The sequence below is a fragment of the Chitinilyticum litopenaei DSM 21440 genome (assembly GCF_000428145.1).
Taxonomy (GTDB): Bacteria; Pseudomonadota; Gammaproteobacteria; order Burkholderiales; family Chitinibacteraceae; genus Chitinilyticum; species Chitinilyticum litopenaei.
Genome location: NZ_ATZJ01000042.1, coordinates 1 through 25,368, shown reverse-complemented (window position 1 = coordinate 25,368; position 25,368 = coordinate 1). Strand labels below are relative to the sequence as shown.

General features: G+C 62.3%; 22 protein-coding genes and 6 tRNA genes. 15 read left to right on the top strand and 13 right to left on the bottom strand.

Annotated elements, in window-relative coordinates; all coding sequences use genetic code 11:
* Positions 1–33: 33 nt before the first annotated feature.
* From aas to gpmI, 5 genes are all read right to left on the bottom strand, one after another.
* Positions 34–2,175, bottom strand: a complete 2,142-nt coding sequence (gene aas / locus C515_RS0113855) for a bifunctional acyl-ACP--phospholipid O-acyltransferase/long-chain-fatty-acid--ACP ligase (RefSeq protein WP_028456019.1) — start codon at positions 2,173–2,175, stop codon at positions 34–36.
* A 275-nt stretch (positions 2,176–2,450) separates the two neighbouring features.
* Positions 2,451–2,849, bottom strand: coding sequence for a hypothetical protein (locus C515_RS0113850; protein ID WP_028456018.1), 399 nt, complete (start codon positions 2,847–2,849; stop codon positions 2,451–2,453).
* A gap of 174 nt (positions 2,850–3,023) precedes the next feature.
* A complete protein-coding gene (locus C515_RS0113845) occupies positions 3,024–4,502 on the bottom strand; it encodes a S41 family peptidase (RefSeq protein ID WP_043649645.1) in 1,479 nt (492 codons plus the stop codon).
* Between the two features lie 18 nt (positions 4,503–4,520).
* On the bottom strand, positions 4,521–5,804 hold the full coding sequence (locus tag C515_RS0113840) for a murein hydrolase activator EnvC family protein (protein ID WP_051304956.1): 1,284 nt from the start codon (positions 5,802–5,804) through the stop codon (positions 4,521–4,523).
* A gap of 18 nt (positions 5,805–5,822) precedes the next feature.
* Positions 5,823–7,355, bottom strand: coding sequence for a 2,3-bisphosphoglycerate-independent phosphoglycerate mutase (gene gpmI / locus C515_RS0113835; protein WP_043649642.1), 1,533 nt, complete (start codon positions 7,353–7,355; stop codon positions 5,823–5,825).
* A 232-nt stretch (positions 7,356–7,587) separates the two neighbouring features.
* Here gpmI and C515_RS0113830 point away from each other — a divergent pair, with 232 nt between their 5' ends.
* Positions 7,588–7,893 (top strand): ArsR/SmtB family transcription factor, encoded by a 306-nt coding sequence (locus C515_RS0113830; RefSeq protein ID WP_043649639.1) that lies wholly within the window; start codon positions 7,588–7,590, stop codon positions 7,891–7,893.
* Positions 7,894–7,922: 29 nt separating this feature from the next.
* On the opposite strand, the gene C515_RS22675 is transcribed toward C515_RS0113830, so the two are convergent.
* From C515_RS22675 to cutA, 3 genes are read right to left on the bottom strand one after another with little or no spacing between them, the layout of a single operon-like run.
* Positions 7,923–8,429 carry a TlpA family protein disulfide reductase gene (locus C515_RS22675; RefSeq protein WP_051304950.1) on the bottom strand — a complete coding sequence of 169 codons (507 nt, stop codon included), beginning with the start codon at positions 8,427–8,429 and terminating at the stop codon, positions 7,923–7,925.
* Entirely contained in the window at positions 8,426–9,970 is a 1,545-nt protein-coding gene (gene dsbD / locus C515_RS21135) for a protein-disulfide reductase DsbD (RefSeq protein ID WP_043649636.1), read from the bottom strand. Before dsbD ends, C515_RS22675 begins: the two co-directional genes overlap by 4 nt.
* Positions 9,958–10,284 carry a divalent-cation tolerance protein CutA gene (gene cutA, locus C515_RS0113815; RefSeq protein WP_028456013.1) on the bottom strand — a complete coding sequence of 109 codons (327 nt, stop codon included), beginning with the start codon at positions 10,282–10,284 and terminating at the stop codon, positions 9,958–9,960. The genes dsbD and cutA overlap by 13 nt, the downstream gene beginning before the upstream one ends.
* Between cutA and C515_RS21130 the strand changes: the two genes are divergently transcribed.
* A complete protein-coding gene (locus tag C515_RS21130; protein ID WP_051304948.1) occupies positions 10,283–10,699 on the top strand; it encodes an FxsA family protein in 417 nt (138 codons plus the stop codon). The genes cutA and C515_RS21130 overlap by 2 nt on opposite strands.
* A gap of 2 nt (positions 10,700–10,701) precedes the next feature.
* Here C515_RS21130 and C515_RS0113805 read toward each other — a convergent pair whose 3' ends face one another.
* From C515_RS0113805 to C515_RS0113790, 4 genes are read right to left on the bottom strand one after another with little or no spacing between them, the layout of a single operon-like run.
* Positions 10,702–10,992 carry a DUF167 domain-containing protein gene (locus C515_RS0113805; RefSeq protein ID WP_028456012.1) on the bottom strand — a complete coding sequence of 97 codons (291 nt, stop codon included), beginning with the start codon at positions 10,990–10,992 and terminating at the stop codon, positions 10,702–10,704.
* Positions 10,989–11,591, bottom strand: coding sequence for a YggT family protein (locus C515_RS0113800; RefSeq protein WP_245575039.1), 603 nt, complete (start codon positions 11,589–11,591; stop codon positions 10,989–10,991). The genes C515_RS0113805 and C515_RS0113800 overlap by 4 nt, the downstream gene beginning before the upstream one ends.
* Positions 11,592–11,596: 5 nt before the next feature.
* Entirely contained in the window at positions 11,597–12,415 is an 819-nt protein-coding gene (proC, locus tag C515_RS0113795) for a pyrroline-5-carboxylate reductase (protein WP_028456010.1), read from the bottom strand.
* Positions 12,412–13,119 carry a YggS family pyridoxal phosphate-dependent enzyme gene (locus C515_RS0113790; RefSeq protein ID WP_144290475.1) on the bottom strand — a complete coding sequence of 236 codons (708 nt, stop codon included), beginning with the start codon at positions 13,117–13,119 and terminating at the stop codon, positions 12,412–12,414. Before C515_RS0113790 ends, proC begins: the two co-directional genes overlap by 4 nt.
* Before the next feature lie 82 nt (positions 13,120–13,201).
* Here C515_RS0113790 and C515_RS0113785 point away from each other — a divergent pair, with 82 nt between their 5' ends.
* The 3 genes from C515_RS0113785 (at position 13,202) to C515_RS0113775 (ending at position 17,546) form a co-directional block, all read left to right on the top strand.
* Positions 13,202–14,245, top strand: coding sequence for a type IV pilus twitching motility protein PilT (locus C515_RS0113785; protein ID WP_028456008.1), 1,044 nt, complete (start codon positions 13,202–13,204; stop codon positions 14,243–14,245).
* A 3-nt stretch (positions 14,246–14,248) separates the two neighbouring features.
* The gene (locus tag C515_RS0113780) at positions 14,249–15,388 is read left to right on the top strand and encodes a PilT/PilU family type 4a pilus ATPase (protein WP_028456007.1); all 1,140 of its coding nucleotides are present in this window, start codon (positions 14,249–14,251) and stop codon (positions 15,386–15,388) included.
* Positions 15,389–15,497: 109 nt separating this feature from the next.
* Positions 15,498–17,546, top strand: coding sequence for a type IV pilus assembly protein FimV (locus C515_RS0113775; RefSeq protein WP_144290474.1), 2,049 nt, complete (start codon positions 15,498–15,500; stop codon positions 17,544–17,546).
* Between the two features lie 76 nt (positions 17,547–17,622).
* Here the strand turns inward: C515_RS0113775 and uvrA are convergent, their stop codons facing one another.
* Positions 17,623–20,487 carry an excinuclease ABC subunit UvrA gene (gene uvrA, locus C515_RS0113770; protein ID WP_051304947.1) on the bottom strand — a complete coding sequence of 955 codons (2,865 nt, stop codon included), beginning with the start codon at positions 20,485–20,487 and terminating at the stop codon, positions 17,623–17,625.
* Between the two features lie 244 nt (positions 20,488–20,731).
* Here uvrA and C515_RS0113765 point away from each other — a divergent pair.
* The 10 genes from C515_RS0113765 to C515_RS21115 all read left to right on the top strand — a co-directional run.
* A tRNA-Gly gene (locus C515_RS0113765) sits at positions 20,732–20,807 on the top strand.
* A gap of 21 nt (positions 20,808–20,828) precedes the next feature.
* Positions 20,829–20,904 (top strand) — tRNA-Gly (locus C515_RS0113760).
* A gap of 35 nt (positions 20,905–20,939) precedes the next feature.
* Positions 20,940–21,015 (top strand) — tRNA-Gly (locus C515_RS0113755).
* A 33-nt stretch (positions 21,016–21,048) separates the two neighbouring features.
* Positions 21,049–21,124, top strand: a tRNA-Gly gene (locus C515_RS0113750).
* 32 nt (positions 21,125–21,156) lie between these two features.
* Positions 21,157–21,230: transfer RNA gene (locus tag C515_RS0113745), tRNA-Cys, on the top strand.
* A 79-nt stretch (positions 21,231–21,309) separates the two neighbouring features.
* Positions 21,310–21,394: transfer RNA gene (locus C515_RS0113740), tRNA-Leu, on the top strand.
* 175 nt (positions 21,395–21,569) lie between these two features.
* Positions 21,570–22,934 carry a tyrosine-type recombinase/integrase gene (locus C515_RS21125; RefSeq protein ID WP_051304946.1) on the top strand — a complete coding sequence of 455 codons (1,365 nt, stop codon included), beginning with the start codon at positions 21,570–21,572 and terminating at the stop codon, positions 22,932–22,934.
* 224 nt (positions 22,935–23,158) lie between these two features.
* Complete coding sequence (locus C515_RS0113730; RefSeq protein ID WP_245575038.1) at positions 23,159–23,383, top strand: helix-turn-helix transcriptional regulator; 225 nt, start codon at positions 23,159–23,161, stop codon at positions 23,381–23,383.
* 14 nt (positions 23,384–23,397) lie between these two features.
* A complete protein-coding gene (locus C515_RS21120; RefSeq protein ID WP_211234059.1) occupies positions 23,398–23,694 on the top strand; it encodes a helix-turn-helix domain-containing protein in 297 nt (98 codons plus the stop codon).
* The coding region (locus C515_RS21115) for a PriCT-2 domain-containing protein (RefSeq protein WP_211234058.1) at positions 23,691–25,368 on the top strand (1,678 nt) is incomplete at its 3' end. The genes C515_RS21120 and C515_RS21115, both read left to right, overlap by 4 nt.

Here is a 25,368-nt window from a genome sequence, read left to right as displayed (position 1 = left end):
ACGCCTCACGCCTCACGCCTCACGCCTCACGCCTCACGCCTCGCCCCGCTGTTCCGCCATTTTCTTCAGCGTCACATAATCGGTCTTGCCGGTGCCCAGCAGCGGGATGGCGGCGATGACGCGGATGTCGCGCGGAATGGCCAGCTCGGTCTGGCCCAGCTGGCGCGCGGCTTCGGTCAGTTGCTCGCGGCGCAGGGCGGCGTCGGTGGTGAACAGCACCAGCGCTTCGCCCTTGGTGGCGTCGGGCCGGCTGCTGGCGGCGTGCTGCTGGCCGGGGCTGGCGGTGTTGGCCAGTTTCTCGACCACTTCCAGTGAAATCATTTCACCGGCGATCTTGGCGAAGCGTTTGACGCGCCCGACGATGCGCACAAAGCCTTCGTCGTCGACCGTCACCACATCGCCGGTGCTGTACCAGCCGTGACCGCTGTCGGCCGGCGGCATCTCCAGTACGCCGGGTTTTTCATAGCGCAGATAGCCCAGCATCAGATTCGGGCCGCGCACTTCCAGCAGGCCGCCGCTGGCTATGCCGGGAACCGGAATCTGCCGGTGCTCGATGCCGGGCAGGAACTGGCCGACGGTGCCGGCCTCGTTGGCCATCGGCACATTCACCGAGATGACCGGCGCGCATTCGGTCACGCCGTAGCCTTCGAGAATGCGGATGCCGAATTTCTCCATCCACACGCTGCGCGTTTCCGCGGTCAGTTTCTCAGCACCGGCGACCACATAGCGCAGGCGGCCAAAGTCATAGGGGTGCGCGTATTTCGCGTAATTGGCGAGGAAGGTGCTGGTGCCGAAGAGCACCGTGCAGTTGCGGTCGTAGATTAGCTCGGGGATCAGCCGGTAGTGCAGCGGGCTCGGGTAGAAGAACACCTTGCAGCCGGTGAGAATCGGCAGCAGCGCCCCTGCGGTCAGCCCGAAGGAGTGAAACAGCGGCAGCGCGACCATGAATTTGTCGAGCGGATTGAAGTCGCCCACCGCGCGGATTTGCGCGACATTGGCGAGCAGGCTGTCGTGGCTGTGCACCACCCCCTTGGGCTTGCCTTCCGAGCCCGAGGTGAACAGCACGACGGCCGGATCGCTCGGCTGCTGGTCGGGCTGGCCCATCCAGCGCGGGAAGCGGCTGGCGACCAGAATGCCGAGCTTGTCGACCAGGCCCAGCTCGCTGCGCAGGTCTTCGAGATGAATGACGCGAATGCCGGGCAGGTCGGCGATCAGGTCGTCGAGCTTGCCCTTGGTGATAAAGGCGCGCGCGGTGAGGATGGTCTTGATCTGTGCGGCGGTGCAGGCGGCGATGATGCCATCGCGTCCGGCCGTGTAGTTCAGCAGCGCCGGGATGCGGCCGCGCGCCGACAGCGCGAGGATCAGCGCGACCGAGCCGACGGCGTTGGGCATCAGCACGCCGACGTTTTCACCCTTGTGCGTGTGGCGCTCGGTGAGGCGGGCCAGTGCGGCGATCTTGGTGCTCAGCGAGCCGTAGGTCTCCTCGACCATATTGATGTCTTCGGCGAGGCGAAAGCGCTTGCCGAAGCTTTCGCGCGCGTCGCAATACGATTGATACAGCGTGCGGCGCGGGCGGGTATGCACCAGCATTTCCAGCAGGATGCGGCGCATGGCCTCGCCGGCGCGGCGGCGGCGCGCCTTGGCGTTCGGGCCTTCCGGCATCGGAATTGCAGTGGGGGGCTGCACGCACAGGCTGATCCTGGGCAGCAGGTGCAGCGGATACAGGCCGGAGAGGCGGCCGAAATAGCTGCGCGCCGCGCCGCGGATGCGCACCGGCACGATGCGCGCGCCGGTCTTGGCGGCGACAAAGGCCGCGCCGTCGTAGACCTTCATCAGCGAGCCGGTGTCGGTCAGCCGTCCTTCGGGAAAGATCACGACGTTCTCGCCTTTTTCCAGCAGGCGGATGACCGCCTTCATTGCCAGCGGGTTCGAGGGTTCCACCGTCATGTGCGGCACGTGCGCCAGCGCCATGCGGAACCAGCGGTTCTTCATCACCTGCGCATGCACGACAAAGGTGGCGCGGATCGGCAGGAAGAGCCCGAGCAGCAGGCCGTCGAGAAAGGACTCGTGGTTGGCGACGATCAGCGTCTTGGGCGGGCCGAAAACCGACTGGTCGCCCTGGACATCAACGCGGAACAGGAGGCGCATGATGGCGCGCAGAATCAGTTTGAGCATGGCTGAACGAGGAGTCCGTGAAGGGGAATGAATCCAGTCTGCATCAAGCGTGGGCGCGATGCCAGCCGGATTCCGCGCGGTGCAGGCGGTGCGCCACACCGGCGCAGGATTTGCGCCAGGTAATGCCGTCGGCATGCGCGACTGGCGCATGCGGCGTGCCCTGACTGACCAGTGAGCTACGCGAGGGGTATGTGGCTGAAGCCTTTTACCATGAAGGGCTGTATGTGGATGGCCATGTGGGTATTGCTGCCATGCCGGGCGGCATGGCTTGGCGCTCAGAGGTAGCGGCGCAGCTCTTCCGGCGTGTCATCGTGATCGCCGTGCGGATGGTGTTCCCAGACCTTGGCGTAGACATCGCGGGTCTTGATATTGTGTTCGGGGATGTCCAGATTGTCGCGCTGCACGTCTTCGCAGTAATGCGCCAGGGCACGCCTGATCTTTTGCAGAATGCTGTTGTCCAGATGAAATCCGGCCGTCATCAGCAGGTTTTCCAGCTCCTGCAGCGTGTAATCGGTCACGCAGTAGCTGAGCATGATGCTGTGCTGGGCCGCATTGGCCTGCACCGTTATGCCGGGCAGGCGACCCAGATAGCGCGCTGCCTGCACGGCCTGGTCGGTGGGCAAGGCGTAGAGCACGATTTCGCGGTGCTTCGTCAGATCCTGGCTGGTTTTCATCGAGGTCTCCCGGTGCGCGGTGCCGGCGCGTATTTGCCATTTACTCTAGGCCGGTCGGCGGGAAAATGCACGCTGCAATGCAATATGCCTTATCGGTTTTGCAGATTGATCGTGCCCGAACGCAACAACGCCCCGGCAAGCGGGGCGTTGAGGGGGCGTGTGACGGTTTGCTGCTTACTTGGCCGCCGCCGGGGCCGAAGCCGCCTTCTGCATCAGCAGCTGCTGTACCTTGAGCACGCTGATGGCCTGCTGCAACTGGTAGTCGCTCTTTGAGGCCAGCTCGCGGCTGGGCACTTCGTCTTCAGCGCTTTCGCTGGCCTTGGGCGCGGTGGCCTTGGGTTTGGCTGGCGTCGGCAGCGGGCTGGGCTTGGTGGCCGGTTTCTTGCCTTCGCCGTTGTCGTTCGGATTGTCGAGGTGACGTTCCAGATCGGCTTCGCGCAGTCGCCACGGACTGGCTTCGTCATCCTTGCCAGTCAGCGTGGCTTCCTGCACCTCGATGTCCGGCACAATGCCCTTGGCCTGGATGGAACGCCCGGCCGGCGTGAAATATTTCGCCGTGGTCAGCTTCAGCGCGGACTTGCTGTCGATCGGCAGGATGGTCTGCACCGAGCCCTTGCCGAACGATTGCGTGCCGACGACCAGTGCACGCTTGTGATCCTGCAGCGCACCGGCGACGATTTCGGACGCCGAAGCCGAGCCACTGTTGATCAGCACGACCAGCGGTACGCTCTTCAGTTCGCGAGGCAGGCCGGCGAGCTCGTCCTTGCCGCCGCGGGCGTAATCTTCCTTGCGCGCGAACAGTTTCATCTTGGAGTCCGGCGTGCGCCCGTCGGTATAGACGACCAGCGCATCCTTGGGCAAAAAGGCGGCGGAAACGCCCACCGCGCCATTGAGCAGACCGCCCGGATCGTTGCGCAGATCGAGCACCAGCCCCTTCAGCGGCGCCTTGTTTTCCTTGTAAAGGCTGTTCAGTGCATCGGCCAGCATTTGCGTGGTGCGCTCCTGGAACTGGGTGATGCGTACATAACCGATGCCAGGCTCAGTCAGCTTGTACTTCACCGACTGCACCTTGATCACGGCACGCTTGAGCGTGAAGATCAGCGGCTTGCTCTCGCCCTTGCGCAGCACGGTCAGGGTGACGGCCGTGCCGGGCTTGCCGCGCATCTTGCCGACCGCTTCGTTGAGCGCCAGGCCCTGCACCTGGGTATCGTCGATCTTGACGATGAAATCGCCAGCCTTGATGCCGGCGCGGAACGCCGGGGTGTCTTCAATCGGGCTGACGACGCGCACGAGGCCGTCTTCCATGTTCACTTCAAGGCCCAGGCCGCCAAATTCGCCCTGTGTGCTTTCCTGCAGATCCTTGAACGCGTCGGCGTCAAGGTAGCTGGAGTGCGGATCAAGGCCGGACACCATGCCCTTGATGGCTTCGTTGATCAGCTTCTTGTCTTCGACCGGCTCGACATAGCTTTGCTTGATCAGGCCGAACACGGTCGAAAAGGCACGCAGTTCGTCAACCGGCAGGGGATTGCTGCTTTCCTTGTCCGCGACCGCGGTAAACGAAAGGCTCAATACGGCACCCAGTCCGGCCCCCGCCAGCACGAGGGCGATTTTGCCGAAGCGGTTGCGGGAAGGGGCAGTCTTGCTAGAAGGCATTCGTGTTTTCCTGGTGGATCATCCAGCCCAGCTCATCGGGTCTAATGGCCGGCCATTCTGTCTGATTTCGAAATATACACCGGTTTCGCCCATGCCACCGCTATTGCCGCTGGTGGCGATGGTGTCGCCCGGATTGACTGTCTCGCCGACCTGTCTGAGCAGGCTTTCATTGGCACCATACAGGGTCATATAGCCGCCGCCGTGGTCAATGATGAGCAAATTGCCAAAGCCGCGCAGCCAGTCGGCGAAAACCACCTGGCCGGTGGCCACCGCACGAACGGGCTGGCCGCTGCCGGCGCGGATGAAGATGCCTTTCCAGCTGCCGCCCTCGCCGCGATTGCTGCCATAGCGGCTGACAACGCTGCCCTGAACCGGCAGCCGCAATTTACCTTTCAGTCCGGCAAAGCGCGCCCCCGCCTGCGTTGCGTCGGGAACTTCGGTAACGATCTGCACTTTCTCGGGTGGCCTGGCCGGCGGCGGCTTGCCTGCCTGCCTGGCGCGTGCTTCGGCCTGTGCCTGCTCGCGGGCACGGCGCTCGGCGGCGGCCTTGCGCTGCGCAGCTTCGCGCACGCGCTGGGCTTCCTGCTTGCGCAGCAGGGCGTTGAGTCGTTCGACGAGCTGCGTAAGCCGTTTTTCGTCGGCGGCGAGCTTTTCCAGCTGGTCGCGCTGGTTGTCGATGCGTTGCGAAAGCTGTCTGACCAGCGCCGCCTTGCGTGCCTGCTGTTCTTCGAGGCTGGCTTTCTGGCTGGCCTTGCTGCGGGCCAGTTGCTGCAGTGTTTCATTCTTCTGGCGGATTTCTTCCGCCAGTGCATTCAGTTCGGTCAGTTTGACCTGCAATTCATGCGCCAGCGTTTGCTGTGCCTGCGCCAGATAACGCAGATAAGTGAGGCTGCGGCTGACCTCGTTCGGGTCCTGCCGGTTCAGCAGCAGGCGCCAGGCTTCGACATTGCCGGCCTTGTAGCGGCCGCGCAAAAGCTCGCCCAGCCGGGCCTGACTGGCCTGGATGCTGTTGCGGGTGTTGCTGATGTCCTGATTCAGGCGAGCCAGCTCGCTTTCGGTCAGGTCGCGGGCGTTGTCGAGTTCCCCCAATACGCGGCTGGCTTCCGAAATGGCGCGTTCGGAGTCTTTCAGTGCATCGGCCGCGTCAGCGCGGCTGGCCTCCGATTGCGCCAGTTCTTTCTTGATCTGCGCCATCTGGCCGCGCAGCTCCTGCAGCTCGCCCTGCCTGGCGCTGGTTTCCTGCCTGGACACGCCAAACACCGCCGGGCTGGCGAGCAGCGCGGCGGTGCAGACAAGGGCCAAATAACGCGGGAACACGTGTTACAGGAAATGGATCAGCGAGCGGCCGGTCATTTCCTCCGGTTGCGGCAGGCCCATCATTGCCAGCAGGGACGGCGCGATATCCTTCAGTGCACCACCCGGAGCGAGACGGGCCGGGCGACCGATGTAGCAGAAGGGCACGAGGTCGGTGGTGTGCTGGGTGTGTGCCTGGCCGGAGCTCGGGTCATACATCATTTCGCAATTGCCGTGATCGGCGGTGATCAGTACCTCGCCGCCGGCGGCGACCATGGCATCAACAACGCGGCCCACGCAGGAGTCCAGCGTTTCCACCGCCTTGATTGCCGCCGACAGGATGCCGGTATGGCCGACCATGTCGCCATTGGCGAAGTTGCAGAAGATCGCATCGTACTGCTTGCTCTTGATGGCTTCGATCAGCTTGTCGGCGACTTCATTGGCCGACATTTCGGGCTTGAGGTCGTAGGTGGCGACCTTCGGGCTGGGAACCAGCACGCGATCTTCACCGGCAAATTCCTTTTCTTCGCCGCCGGAGAAGAAATAGGTCACGTGCGGGTACTTTTCGGTTTCGGCGATGCGCATCTGCTTGAGGCCGAGGCCGGCCAGGTATTCGCCGATGCCGTTCTTCACCTTTTCCTTGGTGTAGGCGACCGGATGATTGTAAGCCGAGCCGTAGTCGGTAGCGGTACAGAAATAGCCGAACTGCACGCGGCGCTGCTGATGCTCGAAGCCATTGAAGGCGGGGTCGGTCAGCGCGGTGGTGATCTGGCGGGCGCGGTCAGCGCGGAAGTTCATGAACACGACCACATCGCCATCTTCCATGCGGGTCGGCGTGCCAATGGTTGTCGCCGAGACGAATTCATCGTTTTCGTCACGTTCATAGGCGGCGCGCAGACCCTCGATCGCGTTCTCCGCGGCATACAGGCCCTGGCCATCGACGATCAGGCGATAGGCCGGCTCGACACGTTCCCAGCGGGTGTCACGGTCCATGACCCAGTAGCGGCCGACAATGCCGGCGATGCGGGCGTGATTGGCTTCACAGACCGCCTGCAGGCGATTGAGATACAGTTCCGCGCTGCGTGGCGGGGTGTCGCGGCCGTCCAGGAAGGCGTGGACGCGGATGTCGGCAACGCCGGCATGCGCAGCGGCTTCGATCAGGCCGTGAATGTGGTTTTCATGGCTGTGCACACCGCCGTCGGACATCAGCCCCATGATGTGCAGAGTCTTGCCGCTGCTGCGGGCCTGGTCGATGGCGGCTTTGAGCACCGGGTTCTGCCCCAGTGTCTTGTCGGCCACGTCACAGTCGATGCGGCTGATGTCCTGCTGGACCACGCGCCCGGCGCCAATGTTCAGGTGGCCGACTTCGGAGTTGCCAAACTGGCCGGCGGGCAGGCCGACATGCTGTTCGGAGGCGTTGATGGTGGTCAGCGGATACTGGCTGAACAGGCGATCAAAATGATGCTTGCGCGCCAGCAGGATGGCATTGTCGTCACCGCCGGTGCGGTAACCGAAGCCATCGAGAATCAGAAGCAGGACGGGGGTAACTTGCTGTGCCATGGTTTTTTCCGAAGTTGGGGCAAATAACTGACAACCGGCGCGAAAGAGAGCGTTGTAAGGTTGCGGGCCGATTTCAAACACGGGTAGTATTCTAGCGCATTGTCCTGCTTGGCAATGCGGTTTGCGCAGTATTGCTGATCTGGCTCAGAACCACCGCGTTCGTGGTCCTGAGCGCTTCGCCGGCCAAGCATTCGGGCTTTTGCTGAGACACATAACACTTAGAACAACGACAATGACCACGCTGATTGATATACAGGATGACGCTCATATCGAGCAGGCTTCGCGCGCGATGAAGGCGATGTCGCACCCGCTGCGCCTGAAAATCGTCTGCGTGCTCGGCGATCGCGAAGTGAGTGTCCAGGACATTGTCGAACAGGTCGGCACCACGCAGTCCAATATTTCCCAGCATCTGGCGCTGATGCGCGAGAAGGGCGTGCTGCGCACGCGCAAGGATGCGAATCGGGTCTATTACCGCGTCGGCGATCTGCGCACGCTGGAAGTGATCGCGATGCTGCGGGATGTTTTCTGCGGCTTCTGAGTTCTGCCCAGCCCCTCATCCCCATCGAGTCATTGCTTTTCCGCTTGCGAGTCCCGGCCCGCTGCCTGCGACCGCAGCAGGGCGTTCAGCTGCTCGGCATGCACGCGCCCGCTGAAGCGAGCTACTTCCCGCCCCTGTGCATCGAAAAGCACCGTATAGGGCAAGCCCCGCTTTTCGTTGCCCTGTTCCACCATCAAGGCGCTGATGCCTGCGAAGTCTCCCAGTAGCACCGGGTAATTCACCGGCGTTTGCTGCAGAAATGCTTGTACCGCGCTGCGCTCATCCAGTGCGATGCCCAGAATCGTCAGGTTTTGGCCGTGCTGACGCTGCAGCGCTGCCAGCTCTGGCATTTCTTCGCGGCAAGGGGAGCACCAGCTGGCCCAGTAATTGATGATCAAGGGCTTGCCGCGCAGGGTGTCGCTCTGCAGCGGCGATGCTGCCAGTGTCTGCAGGGCGGCGCGCTCCAGTTGTTCGTAGGGCGTCGGCGCGCAGGCCGCGAGCAGCAGAGTGGCCAGCAGGACTAAGCGGGCTTTCACCGTGCGGGCTCCGCGGGCAGGCCGGCGATCAGTGCGGCAGGGGGCTGGAAGCCGATCAGCCGTTTTTCGTGCAACTGGCCGGCGCGGTCATAAAACAGGATGGCAGGTGGGCCATACAGGCCGAAGCGGCGCAGCAGCCCCTGTGCCTCGTCGTCATTGCGGGTCACATCCGCCCGGATCAGCACATATTCCCGCAGGGCCTGTTTGACGGTCGGGTCGGGAAAGGTCTTGCGCTCAAGCTCGATGCAGCTCACGCACCAGTCGGCATACACATCGACCAGCACGGGCTTGCCCCGTGCTTGCTGGAGCGCGCGGTCGAGTTCATCGCCGCTGCGCACGGTGAGGTGCATGCTGCTGGCCGGTTCTGCCAGGCGGGGATACCAGAGCGGCTGCGCCACCCACACCGCGACCAGCAGTAGGATGACGCCAAAACCGCGGCGCACGCGATTCATCGTCGTACCGGAAAGTCGGGGCAGGATGCTGGCGCCAAAGCCGCCGATCAGCAGTAGCGGCGCCCCCATGCCCAACGCCAGGCTGTAGAGCGACAGCCCGCCGGTCAGCAGGTCGCCGCTGCGGCCGATGTAGGCGAGCGCCGCAGCGAGTGGCGGCGCCATGCAGGGGCCGACCAGTACGGCCGACAGCACGCCCATCACAAAGACCGAGCCGTAATGGCCGCCCGGCAGGCGCTGGCCCAGCTTCTGGATGTGGCTTTGCAGGCTGCTGGGCAATTGCAGGCTGAAAACCCCAAACATGGCCAGCGCCATCAGGACGAAGAAGCCGGCAAACAGTGCGGTCACCCAGGGCTGCTGCAGGGCGACCACCAGTAGCGTGCCGCTGGCCGCCGCCGCCATTCCTGCAGCGGCATAGCTCAATGCCATGCCCTGTATATAGCTGAGGGTCAATAACAGCGAGCGTTGCCGGGATATACCCTGCTGGCCAAGGATGATGGTCGAGACAATGGGGATCAGCGGATACAGGCAGGCGGTGAACGACAGGCCCAGGCCCGCCAGCAGGAACAGCCCCAGCGTGATGGCCAGGCTGCCGCCAAAAAAGCCGGATTCATCCGGTGTTTCGGCCTTGCCCGCGACTCCGAACAGCCCGGCCACGCCTGTCGTGCTGCTGCGGCCATCAAGCGTCAGGCTGACTGTCTGTGGCGGATAGCAGATGCCGGCTTCCGCGCAGCCCTGGAAGGTCAGCTCGATGCGGTCGCTGGCCTGCAGGGTGCGCGGGCTGCGGGCGATCAGGGCGACATCCTGCGGATAGACTTCGGTGCGCCCGAAATAAGGGTCGTCCTTGACGATGCCCGCCGGAAAGTCGAGGGCTAGGTCCTGTTTGTCGTGACTCACCCGGATGCGGTCGCGGTACAGGTAATAGCCCTTGGCGACCTGCCATTGCACGCTGATGTGGGTGTTGTCCACCAGGCGGGCGCTGGGCTGGAAGGCTTCTTCCGGCTTAAGGAGCGTGTCCGGGTCCACGGCGTGGGCTGTGCCCAGCAGCAAGAGGGGGATGAGCCAGAAAAGCAGAGTCTTTAACGCGTGCACGACGATACCCAATCCAGATAGGCAGGCAGCCCCGCACCGAGCGGCAGGGCGATGATTTCCGGGACATCGTAAGGATGATGCGCGTGCAGCCAATCCTGCAGTGCCGGATAGTTGCGGGCCGGAGTCTTGATCAGCAGCGGTATTTCACGGGCCAGTTCAAGACGGCCTTCCCAGCGGTAAATGGACTCGACGGCGGGCAGCAGGTTCACACAGGCGGCGAGCCTTTCATTAATTACCCCGGTAGCCAGTTGCCTTGCCACGGCTTCCTCGGGACAATTGCAGATCACCAGCCAGATCGCTTCGGGTTTATCCATGCCTTATTTCCTTCTTGCCGTACTGATTGCTTATCCGCTTGCGGAGATCGCGCTGTTTTCCGCGGCGGTGGACTGGCTGGGCTGGTGGCCGGTGCTGCTGTGGGTCGGCCTGACCTTCGTGTTTGGCCTTGTCATGCTGCGCCAATATCGCCTTGCCTTTGCCATGACGCTGATGCGCGATCTGCAGCAGGGCAAGTTTGGCGCCGGCAGCCTGTTCGCACTGGCCCGCTACTCGATTGCCGCCATCCTGCTGCTGCTGCCCGGCCTGGGCGGCGATGTGGCGGGGCTGCTCCTGCTGCTGCCCTGGCGCTTTGCCCCCGCGCCTGTGGTGGCGCCTCCCCAGGACGATACGCTGGAAGGCGAATACCGCCGTGTCGACCCGGACCAGCAGCGTCTTGAGGACAGGGAGCGCTGAGCTCACGCCTGCTCCAGCAGTGTTTCGGGCGCTACCGTGCTGCCAGTGATGGCCACGCGTTTCTGGCGGGCGCTGGCGCCGCTGAGCAGCGTGACCTGGCGTTGCGGCACGCGGAAAAAATCCGCCAGCCAGGCCAGTAGCGCCTGATTGGCCTTGCCGTCGACCGGCGGGGCGGCAAGGCGGATTTTCAGGGCATCGCCGTGCAGCCCAGCCACGCCGGTACGCTTGGCGCCGGGTTGCACATGCAGCTGCAGCAGCACTTGTCCGCCCTGTTGCTGGTACCAGCCGCTCACGTTGGCAGACGGACCTGCGTCAGGATCAGGCGCTCGAAATCGCTGATGAAAATGTTAAGGCACAGCTGGATCAGCAGGATCAGGATCAGTGGCGTGATATCTACCCCGCTGATCGGCGGAATCAGCCGGCGCAAAGGGCGCAGGAAAGGCGCCGTCAGTCCGTTGAAGACCGGCATCATCGGATGGTAGGGGGTTACCCAGGACAGGATGGCCTGGCCGACTGCTGCGGCAAACAGCAGATACAGCGACATCTTCAGCAATTCGAGCACGGCAGCGGCCAGAATGGCCAGCAGCGAGAACACATTCGCAAACAGATAGGGCCAGGGCGAAATCCACAGCAAGAGCAGATGCATGAGGTATGCGATCAGTAGCGCCAGCAGCAATGAGCTGGTGTCGTATACGCCAATGGGTTTTATGACGCGTCGCAGTGGCAGCACCAGCCAGTTGGTGAGCGCCAGCACAAACTGGCCAATCGGTTGCCGGAATGGCACGCGGGCCACCTGCAGGTAGAAACGGGCCAGCAGCAGCAGGATCAGAAAATCCCCGATGCTGTGCCCGAGGAAGGCAATCGTGTCACGCAGCATGGCCGGCATCAGCATCGCCTTTACTCCTGCGGATCGCGGCCAAGCTCTTCGCCCAGCTCGCGTGAGCGGGCGGCGGCGGCCGAGGCGGCGGCGATGATGGTGGCGCGTACCTGGCTGGTTTCGAGCGCATTGATGGCGCGCTCGGTCGTGCCGCCCTTGGACGTGACCTTCTGGCGCAGGGTGTCCGCGTCATCCGGGCTTTCCAGCGCCAGCTTCACCGCGCCGGCAAAGGTCTGATAGGCCAGCTTGCGCGCCGTCTCGGGCGCAAAGCCTTGGGCGCGTGCGGCGGCCTGCAGTGCTTCCATGAAATAAAATACGTAAGCCGGGCCGCTGCCGGAAATGGCCGTCACACCATCGAGTTCGCTTTCCTTCTCTACCCAGACCACTTCGCCGACTGCGCTCAGGATGTCTTCGGCAAGCTGCCGGTCGGCGTTGCTGGTGCTGTCCGCGGCCAGCGCACCGGAAATGCCGGCCTGCACCAGCGCCGGGGTATTGGGCATGACACGCACCAGCCGACCATGGCCGCCCAGCCAGCGCGACAGGGCATCCAGCTTGATGCCGGCGGCGATGGAGATGACCAGTGCGTTGCCAACCTGGTTGGCAATTGCCGTGGCGACCTGGCGCAGCTGTTGCGGCTTGACGGCCAGCACGATCACTTCAGACGCCGGCAACGGTGCGCCCGGTTCGGCAGTATGGACCTGCCAGCTGGCCTGCAGCTCTTCACGCTTGGCCTGATCGGGTTCGATCACCAGCACATCCTGCCCGCGGTAGCCGCGCTGCACCAGACCACCCAGAATGGCGACGGCCATATTGCCGCCACCGATGAACGTCAGTTTCATTGCGTGTTTTCCTTGGCGCTGCGCGCCCCAAAAATAGCCGTGCCGACGCGAACCAGCGTGGCGCCTTCGGCAATGGCCAGCTCCATGTCTGCCGACATGCCCATGGACAGGGTATCCAGACCAAAGCCTTGCGAATTGAGTTCCTGCCGCAGCTCGGCCAGCTGCCTGAACTGGTGGCGCAGCGTGGCTGCATCGGCCGCAGGGTCGGGAATGCACATCAGTCCGCGTAGCGTCAGGCGCGGCAGGCTGGCCGTCTGGCGCGCCAGTTCTGCTGCGGCAGCGGTGGTTGCCCCTGATTTGCTCGTTTCGCCCGACACATTGACCTGGATGCAGACCTGCAGCGGGGGCAGGTGGTCCGGGCGCTGTTGCGACAAACGCTCGGCAATCTTCACACGATCCACCGAATGCACCCAGCTTGCCGTCTCTGCCACCTGGCGCGTTTTATTGCTTTGCAAAGGGCCGATGAAATGCCATACCAAATCAGGGCAGTCGCCGCCGAGCTGCAGGGCCTTGTCGTGCATTTCCTGCGCGTAATTCTCGCCGAAATGCCGCTGGCCGTGTTGGTAAAGCTCACGCACAGCGTCTGCCGGGAAGGTTTTGCTGACGGCCAGCAGTTCAACGGTGTCCGCAGGTCTTCCGGCCCGCGTTGCAGCCGCAGCAACGCGGGCGCGCACGCCTTGCCATGCCGTAAAAATCGTTGTCATAATGAGTCAGATTGCATCCAGACTGGCTGCAAAATGCAGTCAGATCAGCGCCTGATGGGGCGCAATGAGGAAGAGATTATAAATGGATATTTCCGAACTCTTAGCGTTTTCCGTCAAGAACAAGGCGTCCGACCTGCACCTTTCTGCAGGCTTGCCGCCTATGATCCGGGTGCATGGTGATGTAAGGCGTATCAATTTGCCGCCGATGGATCACAAGGAAGTCCACGACATGGTGTACGACATCATGAACGATGGGCAGCGCAAAACTTACGAAGACACGCTCGAGTGTGATTTTTCCTTTGAAATCCCCAATCTGGCGCGTTTCCGGGTCAATGCCTTTGTGCAAAACCGTGGTGCTGGTGCCGTATTCCGGACCATTCCGTCCAAGGTGCTGACACTGGAGGAGCTCAACGCCCCCAAGGTTTTCCAGGATATTTCCATGAATCCGCGCGGCCTGGTGCTGGTGACGGGGCCGACCGGCTCCGGAAAGTCCACCACGCTGGCGGCGATGATCAATTTCGTCAACGAGAACGAATACGGTCACATCCTGACCGTGGAAGACCCGATCGAATTCGTGCATCAGTCGAAGAAATGCCTGATCAACCAGCGCGAGGTCGGTCCGCACACCCTGTCATTTGCCAATGCCCTGCGTTCGGCATTGCGGGAAGATCCGGATGTGGTGCTGGTGGGGGAAATGCGTGATCTGGAAACGATCCGTCTGGCGCTGACCGCCGCTGAAACCGGTCACCTGGTTTTTGGCACCCTGCATACGTCGTCGGCCGCCAAGACCATCGACCGGGTTGTCGACGTGTTCCCTGCGGCGGAAAAGGAAATGGTGCGCTCGATGCTGTCCGAGTCGCTGCGTGCGGTTATTTCGCAAACGCTGCTGAAAACCAAGGATGGCTCCGGTCGCGTGGCCGCGCACGAAATCATGATCGGCATCCCCGCGATCCGCAACCTGATCCGCGAGAACAAGGTGGCCCAAATGTATTCCTCCATCCAGACCGGTCAGCAGTACGGCATGCAGACACTGGACCAATGCTTGCAGGGCTTGGTGCAGCGCAATATCGTCTCGGTGGCCGAGGCCAGGGCCAAGGCCGCCGTGCCGGACAACTTCAAGGGTTAAGTCATGGAAAAGGAACAGGCCGCGAAATTCATGCACGACTTGCTGCGCCATATGCGCAGCAAGGGTGCATCCGATCTTTTCATCACGGCCGATTTTCCGCCGGCGATGAAGATCGACGGCAAGGTCACGCCGGTATCGAACCAGGTGCTGACGGCCCAGCACGCCAAGGAGCTGGCCCGCTCGATCATGAATGACCGGCAGGCTGAAGATTTCGAAGCCACGAAAGAATGCAATTTCGCAATCAGCCCGGGCAATCTTGGCCGTTTCCGCGTCAACACCTTCATGCAGCAGGGCCGGGTAGGCATGGTGCTGCGGACCATCAATTCGGAAATCCCGAAGCTTGACGAGCTGGGCTTGCCGCCGGTGCTGGAAGACATCGCCATGACCAAGCGCGGCCTCGTCATCTTTGTGGGCGGCACTGGTTCCGGTAAATCGACCTCGCTGGCCGCCATGATCGGTCACCGCAACAGCAATGCCTACGATCACATCATTACGATCGAAGACCCGATCGAGTATGTGCACGAGCATGGCAAATCCATCATTACCCAGCGTGAAGTCGGTGTGGATACCGACAGCTGGATGAATGCGCTGAAAAACACGCTGCGCCAGGCGCCGGATGTGATTCTGATTGGTGAAATCCGTGATCGCGAAACGATGGATTACGCGATTGCCTTTGCCGAAACCGGTCACCTCTGCATGGCCACACTGCATGCGAACTCGTCCAACCAGGCGCTGGACCGGATCATCAACTTTTTCCCGGAAGAGCGCCGTTCGCAGCTGCTGATGGATTTGTCGCTGAACCTGCGCGCATTTGTCTCGCAGCGCCTCGTGCCGCACCGCTCCGGCAAGGGGCGGGTTGCCGCAGTCGAGGTGATGCTGAATTCGCCGCTGATTTCCGAGCTGATTTTTGATGGCAAGGTTCACGAGATCAAGGAAATCATGAAGCGCTCGCGCGAGCTGGGCATGCAGACCTTTGACCAGTCCCTGTTCGATTTGTTTGAGGCCGGCAAGATCAGTTACGAAGATGCGTTGCGCAATGCCGACTCGGTGAACGATCTGCGCCTGCAGATCAAGCTGCATGGCAGCGAAGCCAAAAACAAGGATGTACTGGGCTCGGGTATCGAGCATCTCGACATTGTCTGATCCGCGTTCGGGCGGATGGCCCCTTTTGCATAACAAGAAGATCAATTTGGCAGTCTGGCGCAATTTAGCTTTTTCTTCCTTGGCCGCCGTGGCGCTGGCTCCGGCCGGCATGGCCGTTACGCTTGGCGACATCCGCGTGCAGTCTGCGCTGGGTGAGCGCTTTGCTGCGCAGGTTCCCGTGCATGTTGCCGCAGGCGAAGAAATTTCTCCGGCCTGTTTCCGCCTGGTCAGGCCCTCGTTGCTGGAGCATGACGGCACGGGCGTGCTGGCCGGGGGCAGCTTGCGGCTGCTGACGCTGCCCGACGGCTCGAGCCAGCTGCAGATTCGCAGCGACGCCCTGATCCAGGATCCGCTGTTGCGTCTGGCGGTGCGGGTGCGCTGTCCTGGCAATGAAGGCCAGGCCTTCCAGCGGGAATACAATGCCCTGCTTGATCCGCGCGAGTATGCCGCGGTGGCGCTGGATGCGCCGCAAGTCAGTGTCTCTGCCCGTCCCCGGGCCGGCGCGGCGCCACGGCGTACGGCGCCGCGTGGCGGCACCTGGCTGACGCGCGAAGGCGATACGGTAGACGGCATTGCCCGGGCCTATGTGTCGCGCGCTGGCGCTGCCCGTCAGCAGTTCATCCAGCAGCTCTACGATTTGAATCCGGATTTGCCGCAGTCGAGTACCGCACAACTGTCGGCCGATGTCGCCATTCGCATTCCGCCAGCCCCGCAGGTCGAGGCGCCATCGCTGCCCGCTCCGGTCAGCGCCCTGCCGACCCTGTTGCCCCTGCCACCGGCGCTCGAGTCCCAGCGCCCCAGTCTGACGCTGGGTGGGGAGCTCGCCAGTGCCGGCAAGGCCAGCGGCCCTGCCAATTATGGCCTGCAGCTGTCTGCGCCGGTGTTGGAGCAAGGCAAGAGCAAGCTGACTCCGGAAGAGGCGCTGTTGCTGCGGGAACGTCTGCTGGCGCTGGACTCGGATGACCAGGCGGCGCAAACGCTGCAGCTGAAGTATCAGGTTGCCCAATTGCAAAAGCAGCTCGCAGAGTTGCGCCAGCGTGACCAGGGGCTCAAGCGTGAACCGCAGGTCAGTGAGCGTCCGGGGCAATCCTGGCTCTGGCTGGCGCTGCCGCTGGCGCTGGTGCTGCTGTTCCCGGTGGGGTTTGTGGTCTGGCGCCGCCGGCAGATACGGCAGCAGGAAAACAGCGAAGTCTTTACGCGCGCGACCATCGCCGCGCCGGTGACGCGCGCGACCGTGCGCCCCGTCGAGCGGGGCGAAATGAATACCCAGCTGCCTGAGTATGCGTCGATGAGCGGCATCAATCTCAGCGAGATCGGCGTTCCGGTACACCGGCCGATGAATGAGGACTGGCAGTCCGAGGTGAGCAGCGAAGTCGATGTCGTCCAGCCCAATAGCGTGGCGGAAGAGGCGCAGCTATTGCTGGATCATGGTCTCGGAGCGCAGGCCATCAATCTGCTCTTGCACGAAATCCAGTCCTACCCGGCTGCCCTGGCGCTGTGGATGAAATTGTTTGACGTGTATGTGCAGCAGGGCATGAAGGATGCCTTCCAGGAACAGGCCGTCGCCTTCCGTCTGCAGTTTTCCAGCGACAGTCTGTGGCAGCAGGTGCAGGAAAAGGGCAGGCAGCTGGATGCCGCGAATCCGCTGTATCGCTCGCTGGATCTGGCGCGCGACGAATTCGAGGCCGAGCTGCAGGGCATGCAGGCGCCGGTCGGAGAGCAGGGTGATGTGTTTGCCTCCTTTATGCGCGCGCAGGCCGGCTTGCCGGAGGCTGCGCCTGCTGTGGCCGCCGCGCCGCCGCAGGCCGAGGCCGACCGGTTTGCCCTGCGTCCGGTGCTGATGCCGTCCGAGCCGCTGCCGCTGCCCTTTACGCTGGATGATCAGGTCGAGCAGGAGGTGACGGCATCCGTGCCACCCGGCGGGGATGACCTGGAATTCGATCTTGATTTTTCTCCGCCGCCGCCTCCCCCGGTGCGGGCCAAGTTCGCCAGCGACGACCCGGCCTTGCAGAAGATCGCCGTGTTGCTCAATCAGGGGGCGGATCAGGAGGCCATTGCGCAGCTGGAGCAGCTGCTCTACAAGGGGACCCTGGATCAGAAGCTGACTGCTTCGAAGTGGCTGGACCAGATCGTGCCGCTCCCGCCGCTGCCGCATTGATTGCCGGCAGGCGGAACAAAATAAAACGGATGCTTGGGCATCCGTTTTGTTTTGCCAGGTATTGCTCTGCAGCCCTTTACCCGGTTTGGTTCTGGCTCAATACCCTGGCAAGGTAGTGGCCGGTGTGGCTGGCCGGATTGGCGGCCACGGCTTCCGGGGTGCCGCAGGCAATGATCTGGCCGCCGCCGGCGCCACCTTCCGGGCCGAGATCCACCAGCCAGTCGGCGGTCTTGATCACGTCCAGATTGTGCTCGATCACCACCACGGTATTGCCGTGCGCGGTCAGGCGCTGGATGACGGAGAGCAGCAGATCGATGTCGTGGAAGTGCAGGCCGGTGGTCGGCTCGTCCAGGATGTAAAGCGTGCGGCCGGTATCGCGCTTGGACAATTCCAGCGCCAGCTTCACGCGCTGCGCTTCGCCGCCGGACAGCGTCGTGGCACTCTGGCCCAGCTTGATGTAGCCCAGGCCCACGTCCATCAGTGTTTGCAGCTTGCGCGCCACCGTCGGTACGGCGCTGAAGAAATCGAGCGCCACCTCCACCGTCATGTCGAGCACTTCGGTGATGTTCTTGCCCTTGTACTGCACTTCCAGCGTTTCGCGGTTGTAGCGCTTGCCGTGACAGACATCGCAAGGCACGTACACATCGGGCAGGAAGTGCATTTCCACCTTAAGCACGCCATCGCCCTGACAGGCCTCGCAGCGTCCGCCCTTGACGTTGAACGAGAAGCGCCCGGGCCCGTAGCCGCGCTCGCGGCTGGCCGGGACGCCGGCGAACAGCTCGCGGATCGGCGTAAAGAGTCCGGTATAGGTGGCCGGGTTCGAGCGCGGCGTGCGGCCAATGGGGGACTGGTCGACGTTGATGACCTTGTCGAAATGTTCCAGTCCGCTGATTTCCTCGTAAGGGGCGGGTTCGCAGGACGCGCCGTTGAGCTCGCGCGCCGCGATGTGATGCAGTGTGTCGTTGATCAGCGTCGACTTGCCCGATCCTGAAACGCCGGTGATGCAGATCATCAGGCCAACCGGCAGTTGCAGCTCGACATTTTTCAGATTGTTGCCGCTGGCGCCTTTCAGGGTCAGCCATTTGCCGTCCTGCGGCTGGCGGCGTGCGGCGGGAATGGCGATCCGGCGCTGACCGCTGAGAAACTGGCCAGTGATGGAGCGCGGCTCGGCGATGATGTCGTCGGGGTGACCCGCCGCAATGATTTCGCCGCCATGCACGCCCGCGCCCGGGCCGATGTCGACGAGAAAATCGGCGGCGCGGATGGCATCCTCGTCGTGTTCGACGACGATCACGCTGTTGTCCAGGTCCCGCAGGCGCATCAGCGTCGCCAGCAGCCGGTCATTGTCGCGCTGGTGCAGGCCGATCGACGGTTCGTCGAGCACGTACATTACCCCGGTCAGGCCCGAGCCGATCTGGCTGGCCAGCCGGATGCGCTGCGCCTCCCCGCCGGACAGCGTATCGGCGCTGCGCTCCAGGCACAGGTAGTCCAGGCCCACATTCACCAGAAAGCCCAGGCGCTCGCGGATTTCCTTGACGATTTTTTCGGCAATCTGGGCCTTTGCGCCTTCCAGGTGCAGGCTGTCGAAAAAGGCCGCGGCGTGCTTGAGCGACTGCACATTGATCCAGTGCAGCGTTTGCTGGCCCACGCGCACATGTCGGGCCTCGCGGCGCAGGCGGGTGCCTTCGCAGGCCGGGCAGGCCGAGTTGTTCTGGTATTTGGCGAGCTCTTCGCGCACCGTGGCCGAATCGGTTTCGCGGTAGCGGCGCTCCAGATTGTGGATGATGCCCTCGAAACTGTGCAGTCGCTCAAAGCGGCTGCCGCGCTCGTTCAGATACACAAAGCGGATTTCCTCGCGCCCCGAGCCGTACAGCACCACCTGGCGGAGGTCTTCTGGCAACTCCAGCCACGGCGTATTGATGTCAAAGCCATAGTGCTCGGCCAGATTCTGCAGCAGCTGGAAGTAAAACTGGTTGCGCTTGTCCCAGCCCTTGATCGCACCGGCCGCCAGGCTCAGCTCCGGATGGGCGACGACGCGCTTGGGGTCGAAGAAGGTGATCTGGCCCAGGCCATCGCACTGCGGGCAGGCCCCCATCGGGTTGTTGAAGGAAAACAGCCGCGGTTCCAGCTCGGGCAGGCTGTAGCTGCACACCGGGCAGGCAAACTTGGCCGAAAACCAGTGCTCCTTGCCCGAATCCATTTCCACGGCAATCGCCCGCCCTTCGGCATGGCGCAAGGCCGTTTCAAAGGATTCAGCCAGGCGTTGCTGCAAGTCGGCGCGCACTTTCAGGCGGTCGATCACCACATCGATGCTGTGCTTTTTGTTCTTGTCGAGTTTCGGAACTTCATCAAGCTCGAACACCTCGCCGTCAACCCGCACCCGCACGAAACCCTGCGCGCGCAGCTCGTCGAACAGGTCGGCGTTTTCACCCTTTTTGCCGACGATGACCGGCGCCAGCACCATGAGCTTGGTGTCTTCCGGCAGAGCCAGCACATGATCGACCATCTGGCTGACCGTTTGCGATTCCAGCGCCTGATTGTGTTCCGGGCAGTAGGGGGTGCCGACGCGGGCAAACAGCAGGCGCAGATAATCGTGAATTTCGGTGACGGTGCCGACGGTTGAGCGCGGATTGTGGCTGGTGGCTTTCTGCTCGATCGAGATCGCCGGACTCAGCCCCTCAATCAGGTCGACGTCCGGTTTTTCCATCAATTGCAGGAACTGCCGAGCATAGGCGGACAGCGATTCGACATAGCGGCGCTGCCCTTCGGCATACAGCGTGTCAAAGGCCAGCGAGGACTTGCCCGAGCCCGACAGTCCGGTGATCACCACCAGCTTGCCGCGCGGAATATCCAGATTCACATTCTTCAGGTTGTGCGTGCGCGCACCACGGATGCGGATCAGCGGAATGTCGGCGGACTGTTGGGAGGCGGGACGGTACATGGCACTGGATTCCGGCTCAGAAATAGCCGGCTATTGTAACGCCACGGCTTCACACGAGTCAGGTTCTGTTGAGGTTTTGTTTGTGCGGCCCGTTTGCGCTGTTGTGGCCCGCAGCGCAGTCTGGCGCAGCGCTGGAGGCGGCAGTGGGTTGCCCTGGCGAAAAAAATCGCGCGGCCTGTTGACGCCCGCCATGAGTGCATTCATAATGCGCCTCCTCTGATGCTTCTGCAGTTTTGAAGCGAGCGCGGGATTAGCTCAGTTGGTAGAGCGATACCTTGCCAAGGTATAGGTCGAGAGTTCGAGCCTCTTATCCCGCTCCAGAGAAACGATTTGCTTGCGAAGCGGGATTAGCTCAGTTGGTAGAGCGATACCTTGCCAAGGTATAGGTCGAGAGTTCGAGCCTCTTATCCCGCTCCATTACAAATCGCAGTTGTCAGACTCAGTCGTGCAAAGCGGGATTAGCTCAGTTGGTAGAGCGATACCTTGCCAAGGTATAGGTCGAGAGTTCGAGCCTCTTATCCCGCTCCAATTCTTACTTTGCATACGGGTTTGCAGCACACTGCGGGATTAGCTCAGTTGGTAGAGCGATACCTTGCCAAGGTATAGGTCGAGAGTTCGAGCCTCTTATCCCGCTCCAGTTTCCATGAAAAAGCACCGCGCTTTTTCCATGGCGCGATAGCAAAGCGGTTATGCACCGGATTGCAAATCCGTGTAGGTCGGTTCGACTCCGGCTCGCGCCTCCAGATTGCAAAAAGCCGCTCACCGAGCGGCTTTTTGTTTGCCCGGACAATGCCCAGGGTTTCGCATAAAATGGGCCACCATGCCGCCATGGTGAAATTGGTAGACACAAGGGACTTAAAATCCCTCGCCTTTTGGCGTGCCGGTTCGATTCCGGCTGGCGGCACCACCACCTAGTTTCAGATGTTCCCAAGAAAGCCAACAAGCCCGCATTAAGCTTAGCTTGTTCGGGTTTTTTTATTCTCAGGAGTGCGCAGCTTGGCGCGGGAAAGCCTAGGTAAATTTGCCCCCATCTTCTGCCCCCATGCTAAGGTACGGGGGCAAATTCCTTTTGCGGGGCAAAGATGGCTGATGATGGGAAGAAGAGAACCGAGCTGCTTACCGATGCTGAGTGCCGGCACGCCAAGCCTGACGAGGGCAAGAGTGAGAAGAACCTGAACGATGGGGGCGGACTATGGCTGGTAGTTACGACTGGTCGCAAACGCTGGCGCTTTCGGGGGACGTTATTCGGCAAGCCGGTAAAGCTGTGGTTGGGGGACTATCCGGCAATGCGCCTGCCAGATGCCCGTAAGGCTGCAAGGCAGTGCCGCGACCAGATCGACAACAAGGACAGCCCCGTCATTGAGCGCCAGATTGCCAAGGCCAAAGCCGAGCGGGCGCTTGCGGCAACGTTCGAGGTCGTGGCCGGGGAGTGGCTGGAAGAGCGTGCCCGCCTGAAAGCCTGGAAGGAACGCACGAAGAACAAGGTGTGGACGCAAATCGTTCAGCATGTTTTGCCGCACTATGGCGCATGGCCGGTGGGCAAGCTGGATGCGGCAACGCTGCGCAAGCCGGTAGATCAGCTCATCAAGCTGGGGCGCATTGAAAGTGCGGGGCGCGTCCTCAATCACATTAGCGGCATCATGAAGCACGCGGTACGCAGCAGCCGAATTGTTGCAGACCCATCCGTTACGCTGGTCGGAACACAAGGCATCATGCCAGTGATTACATCAAGGCCACGCCCGTCCCTGCCGCTTAGTCGCACTGCGGAGCTCTTACAGCGTATAGCCGGCTATGAAGGCTTGCGTATTGCCCAATTGGCGACCCGCTTTGCGCTGCTGACCGGGGCGCGATCATCGGAGTTTCGCTTTGCCCGCTGGGACGAGTTTGACCTTGAAGCGGGTACTTGGCTGATACCGGCGACAAGGGAAGTCATTGAGGGTGTGAAGCACAGCCAGCGCGGCGAAAAGATGGAGCGCCCAAGGCTGGTTTACCTGAGCCGTCAGGCTGTTGCCTTGCTGAATGAAATCCGGGCAATCAATGGCCGTTCGTTGTTTGTGTTCGAGGGGCAGCGTATCGGCGTTCCCATCAGTGAAAACACGGTCAACCTGTTGCTGGGCAAGCTGGGTTACGACACGAAGGCCGATGTTTGTCTGCATGGTTTTCGCACAACGATGGTTTCCGGGTTGAGAGAGTCCGGCCAGTTCAACCGGGATGCAATCGAGCGGCATATCGGCCATGCCGACAAGGACGACAAAGGCGACGAGCCGCCCGATGATGACATGGGGCGATTGTATGGGCGCAATGCCCTGTTCGAGAAAGAGCGCCAAGCCATGCTGCAATGGTGGGCTGACTGGCTGGATGCCCTGCATGCGGCTGGTCGACACATCGAGCCGTGCGACTTCAACCCGAACAAGGCGGCTGTGCTGACGCTACACCGCGCCGCCTGACCGAGCTTGCCGGGTATGCATGGGAATCAGAGCGCTTGACTGCGCCTCTGCAATTAGTGACAATCAAGTTGTCATGCTGTCATTGGTGCGCACAAACCCCGTTCAAGCGGGGTTTTGTCATTTCTAACGTCCGCATTGATAAGACATCAACCCGCCTTACGGCGGGTTTTTTCATTTCAGACCCGCTTACATGGCGGGTTTTTTATTGCGTAAAGGAAATGCTCATGAACGAAAACCGCGCTATGAATTGCCCGATGCCAACTTTGGCACAACTGCTGAAGCGTCCAACGGTCGAGCAAATGACAACCTTGTCGCGCTCTTCCATTTATCGGCTGATGAAGAGGGGTCAGTTCCCGCAGGCCGTGAGCCTGGGGGGGGGTAAAGCGGTGGCGTGGCGTGCCGATGAGGTGGCCGCGTGGATTGAGTCCCGCACTCGCACAGCAGCCTGAGCGGAGGGCACCTCATGAAAAAAAGCCGCAACCCGGTTCCTATGCATCATGGCCTCAACGCTTCAGGCCTGATTACCGACACCAGTCGCAGCGCTCAATGCCAGCGCGTATTGGCAGCATTGCGCATTGCATCTTGCACCACAGTAGAGCTGCGCGACGGCTGCAATGTGATGATGCCCGCCGCTCGCATCAAGGAGCTGAAGGACGCGGGCCACACCATCATCACAGACCTGATTGACGCTGCCGACAGTTACGGTCGCCAACATGGCCGCATTGCCCGCTACACACTGATTCAGGAGGCGCGGCGATGAACGATACTGCAGCCGACATCCGCGCCGCACTGGCGCACATCCCGGCGCATGACCGGGACACGTGGGTGTGCATGGCAATGGCCGTCAAGTCCGAGCTGGGCGAGGCGGGCTTTAACCTCTGGGACGACTGGAGCCAGAGCGCCGACAACTATCAGCCCAAGGCCGCCCGCGCCGTCTGGAAGAGCATCAAGGCCGGCGGCAAGGTCAGCATTGCCAGCCTGTTCCACGAAGCGCACCGCAATGGCTGGCAAACCAGCAAGCCCTACACGCCGCCGACACTGGAACAGCGCCAGCAGATCGAGGCGGCCCGACTGGCAGCGCAGCAGCAGGCCGAACAGGAAGCGGAGCGCCTTCACGCTGAAGCCAAGGCCAAAGCCGCCAAACTGTGGGCTGCCGCTGGCGCTGTCCGGGCTGACCATCCTTACCTGATTGCCAAGGGCATCAAGCCGGTGGGGGCCAAGCAATTGCGCGGCATGCTGGTATTGCCGCTGCGGGCTGGCGGCGAGCTGGTCAGCCTGCAACTGATTGGCGAGGATGGTGGCAAGCGCTTCCTCACTGGTGGGCAAGTCAAGGGCACTGCACTGACGCTGGGCAGCCTGAAGGACTCCACGGAGATTCTGCTGTGCGAGGGCTGGGCGACCGGCTGCACGCTGCATGAGGCCACTGGCCTGCCGGTTGTCGTGGCATGGAATGCGGGCAATCTGGCCGGCACGGCGGAACGCCTGGCCGCTGCCCTGCCGGCTGCCGCGCTGCGGGTGTGCGGCGACAACGACGCCAGCGGCACAGGCCAGCAGGCCGCCCGCAAGGCAGCCGAGGTGCACGGCATGGCCGTCTGGTGCGTGCCATCGTTCACGCCTGAGCAGTGCCAGCAACGGCAAGAAAACGGCAAGGATGCGACCGACTTCAACGACCTGCACCAACTGGCCGGGCTGGATGCGGTACGGGCCGGGGTGTTAGCAAATGTTATGGTTGCGGAGCCAGACAACGGCCAGCACCCCGCCAGCACTCCCGACCCCTTGCCCGATGCCAGCAACGAAGACGCCTACATCCAGCACCTGGCTGGCCTGAGCCTGCTCAACTATGGCCGCCAGCGCAAAGCGGCAGCCGAGGCGCTGGGTGGTGTGCCGCTGGGCATTCTGGATAAGCTGGTGAATGCTGCGCGGAAAGAAGCCGAGGCCGTCCAGCCCGACGACGCACAAGGAACGTTCGTTCTGTTCGAGGAAGTCGAGGCATGGCCGGAGCCGGTCAGCGGCGATGCGGTGCTGTCGGAAGCGCTGGCCCTGCTGCAACGCTATGTCATTGCCGACAAGGAAACGCTGCGCGCTGCCGTGCTGTGGTGCGCCCTGACGTGGCTGGTTGATCGCGCCACCGTGTTGCCGCTGGCGCTTATCAGCGCCCCGGAAAAGGGCTGCGGCAAGTCGGTATTGCTGGAAGCGCTGTCGCATCTGTGTTTCAAGCCGCTGCCGGTCGCCAGTGTAAGCGCAGCCGGCATGTTCCGCGCAATCGAGAAATGGCGGCCAACCCTGTTCATCGATGAAGTGGACACCTTCATGCGCGACAACCCGGAGCTGGTTGGCGTCATCAATTCCGGCCACACCAGGCGCAATGCATTTGTGCTGCGCACCGTGGGCGAGGACTTCGAGCCGAAAGCCTTTTCCACATGGTGCGCGAAAG

Bases quoted from the DNA above. Each gene is read 5' to 3' on its own strand.
- aas (WP_028456019.1), bottom strand. From the start codon at position 2,175: ATGCTCAAACTGATTCTGCGCGCCATCATGCGCCTCCTGTTCCGCGTT.
- C515_RS0113850 (WP_028456018.1), bottom strand. From the start codon at position 2,849: ATGAAAACCAGCCAGGATCTGACGAAGCACCGCGAAATCGTGCTCTAC.
- C515_RS0113845 (WP_043649645.1), bottom strand. From the start codon at position 4,502: ATGCCTTCTAGCAAGACTGCCCCTTCCCGCAACCGCTTCGGCAAAATC.
- gpmI (WP_043649642.1), bottom strand. From the start codon at position 7,355: ATGGCACAGCAAGTTACCCCCGTCCTGCTTCTGATTCTCGATGGCTTC.
- C515_RS0113830 (WP_043649639.1), top strand. From the start codon at position 7,588: ATGACCACGCTGATTGATATACAGGATGACGCTCATATCGAGCAGGCT.
- C515_RS21130 (WP_051304948.1), top strand. From the start codon at position 10,283: ATGCCTTATTTCCTTCTTGCCGTACTGATTGCTTATCCGCTTGCGGAG.
- cutA (WP_028456013.1), bottom strand. From the start codon at position 10,284: ATGGATAAACCCGAAGCGATCTGGCTGGTGATCTGCAATTGTCCCGAG.
- C515_RS0113800 (WP_245575039.1), bottom strand. From the start codon at position 11,591: ATGCTGATGCCGGCCATGCTGCGTGACACGATTGCCTTCCTCGGGCAC.
- proC (WP_028456010.1), bottom strand. From the start codon at position 12,415: ATGAAACTGACGTTCATCGGTGGCGGCAATATGGCCGTCGCCATTCTG.
- C515_RS0113790 (WP_144290475.1), bottom strand. From the start codon at position 13,119: ATGACAACGATTTTTACGGCATGGCAAGGCGTGCGCGCCCGCGTTGCT.
- C515_RS0113785 (WP_028456008.1), top strand. From the start codon at position 13,202: ATGGATATTTCCGAACTCTTAGCGTTTTCCGTCAAGAACAAGGCGTCC.
- C515_RS0113780 (WP_028456007.1), top strand. From the start codon at position 14,249: ATGGAAAAGGAACAGGCCGCGAAATTCATGCACGACTTGCTGCGCCAT.
- C515_RS0113775 (WP_144290474.1), top strand. From the start codon at position 15,498: ATGGCCGTTACGCTTGGCGACATCCGCGTGCAGTCTGCGCTGGGTGAG.
- uvrA (WP_051304947.1), bottom strand. From the start codon at position 20,487: ATGTACCGTCCCGCCTCCCAACAGTCCGCCGACATTCCGCTGATCCGC.
- C515_RS21125 (WP_051304946.1), top strand. From the start codon at position 21,570: ATGGCTGATGATGGGAAGAAGAGAACCGAGCTGCTTACCGATGCTGAG.
- C515_RS0113730 (WP_245575038.1), top strand. From the start codon at position 23,159: ATGAACGAAAACCGCGCTATGAATTGCCCGATGCCAACTTTGGCACAA.
- C515_RS21120 (WP_211234059.1), top strand. From the start codon at position 23,398: ATGAAAAAAAGCCGCAACCCGGTTCCTATGCATCATGGCCTCAACGCT.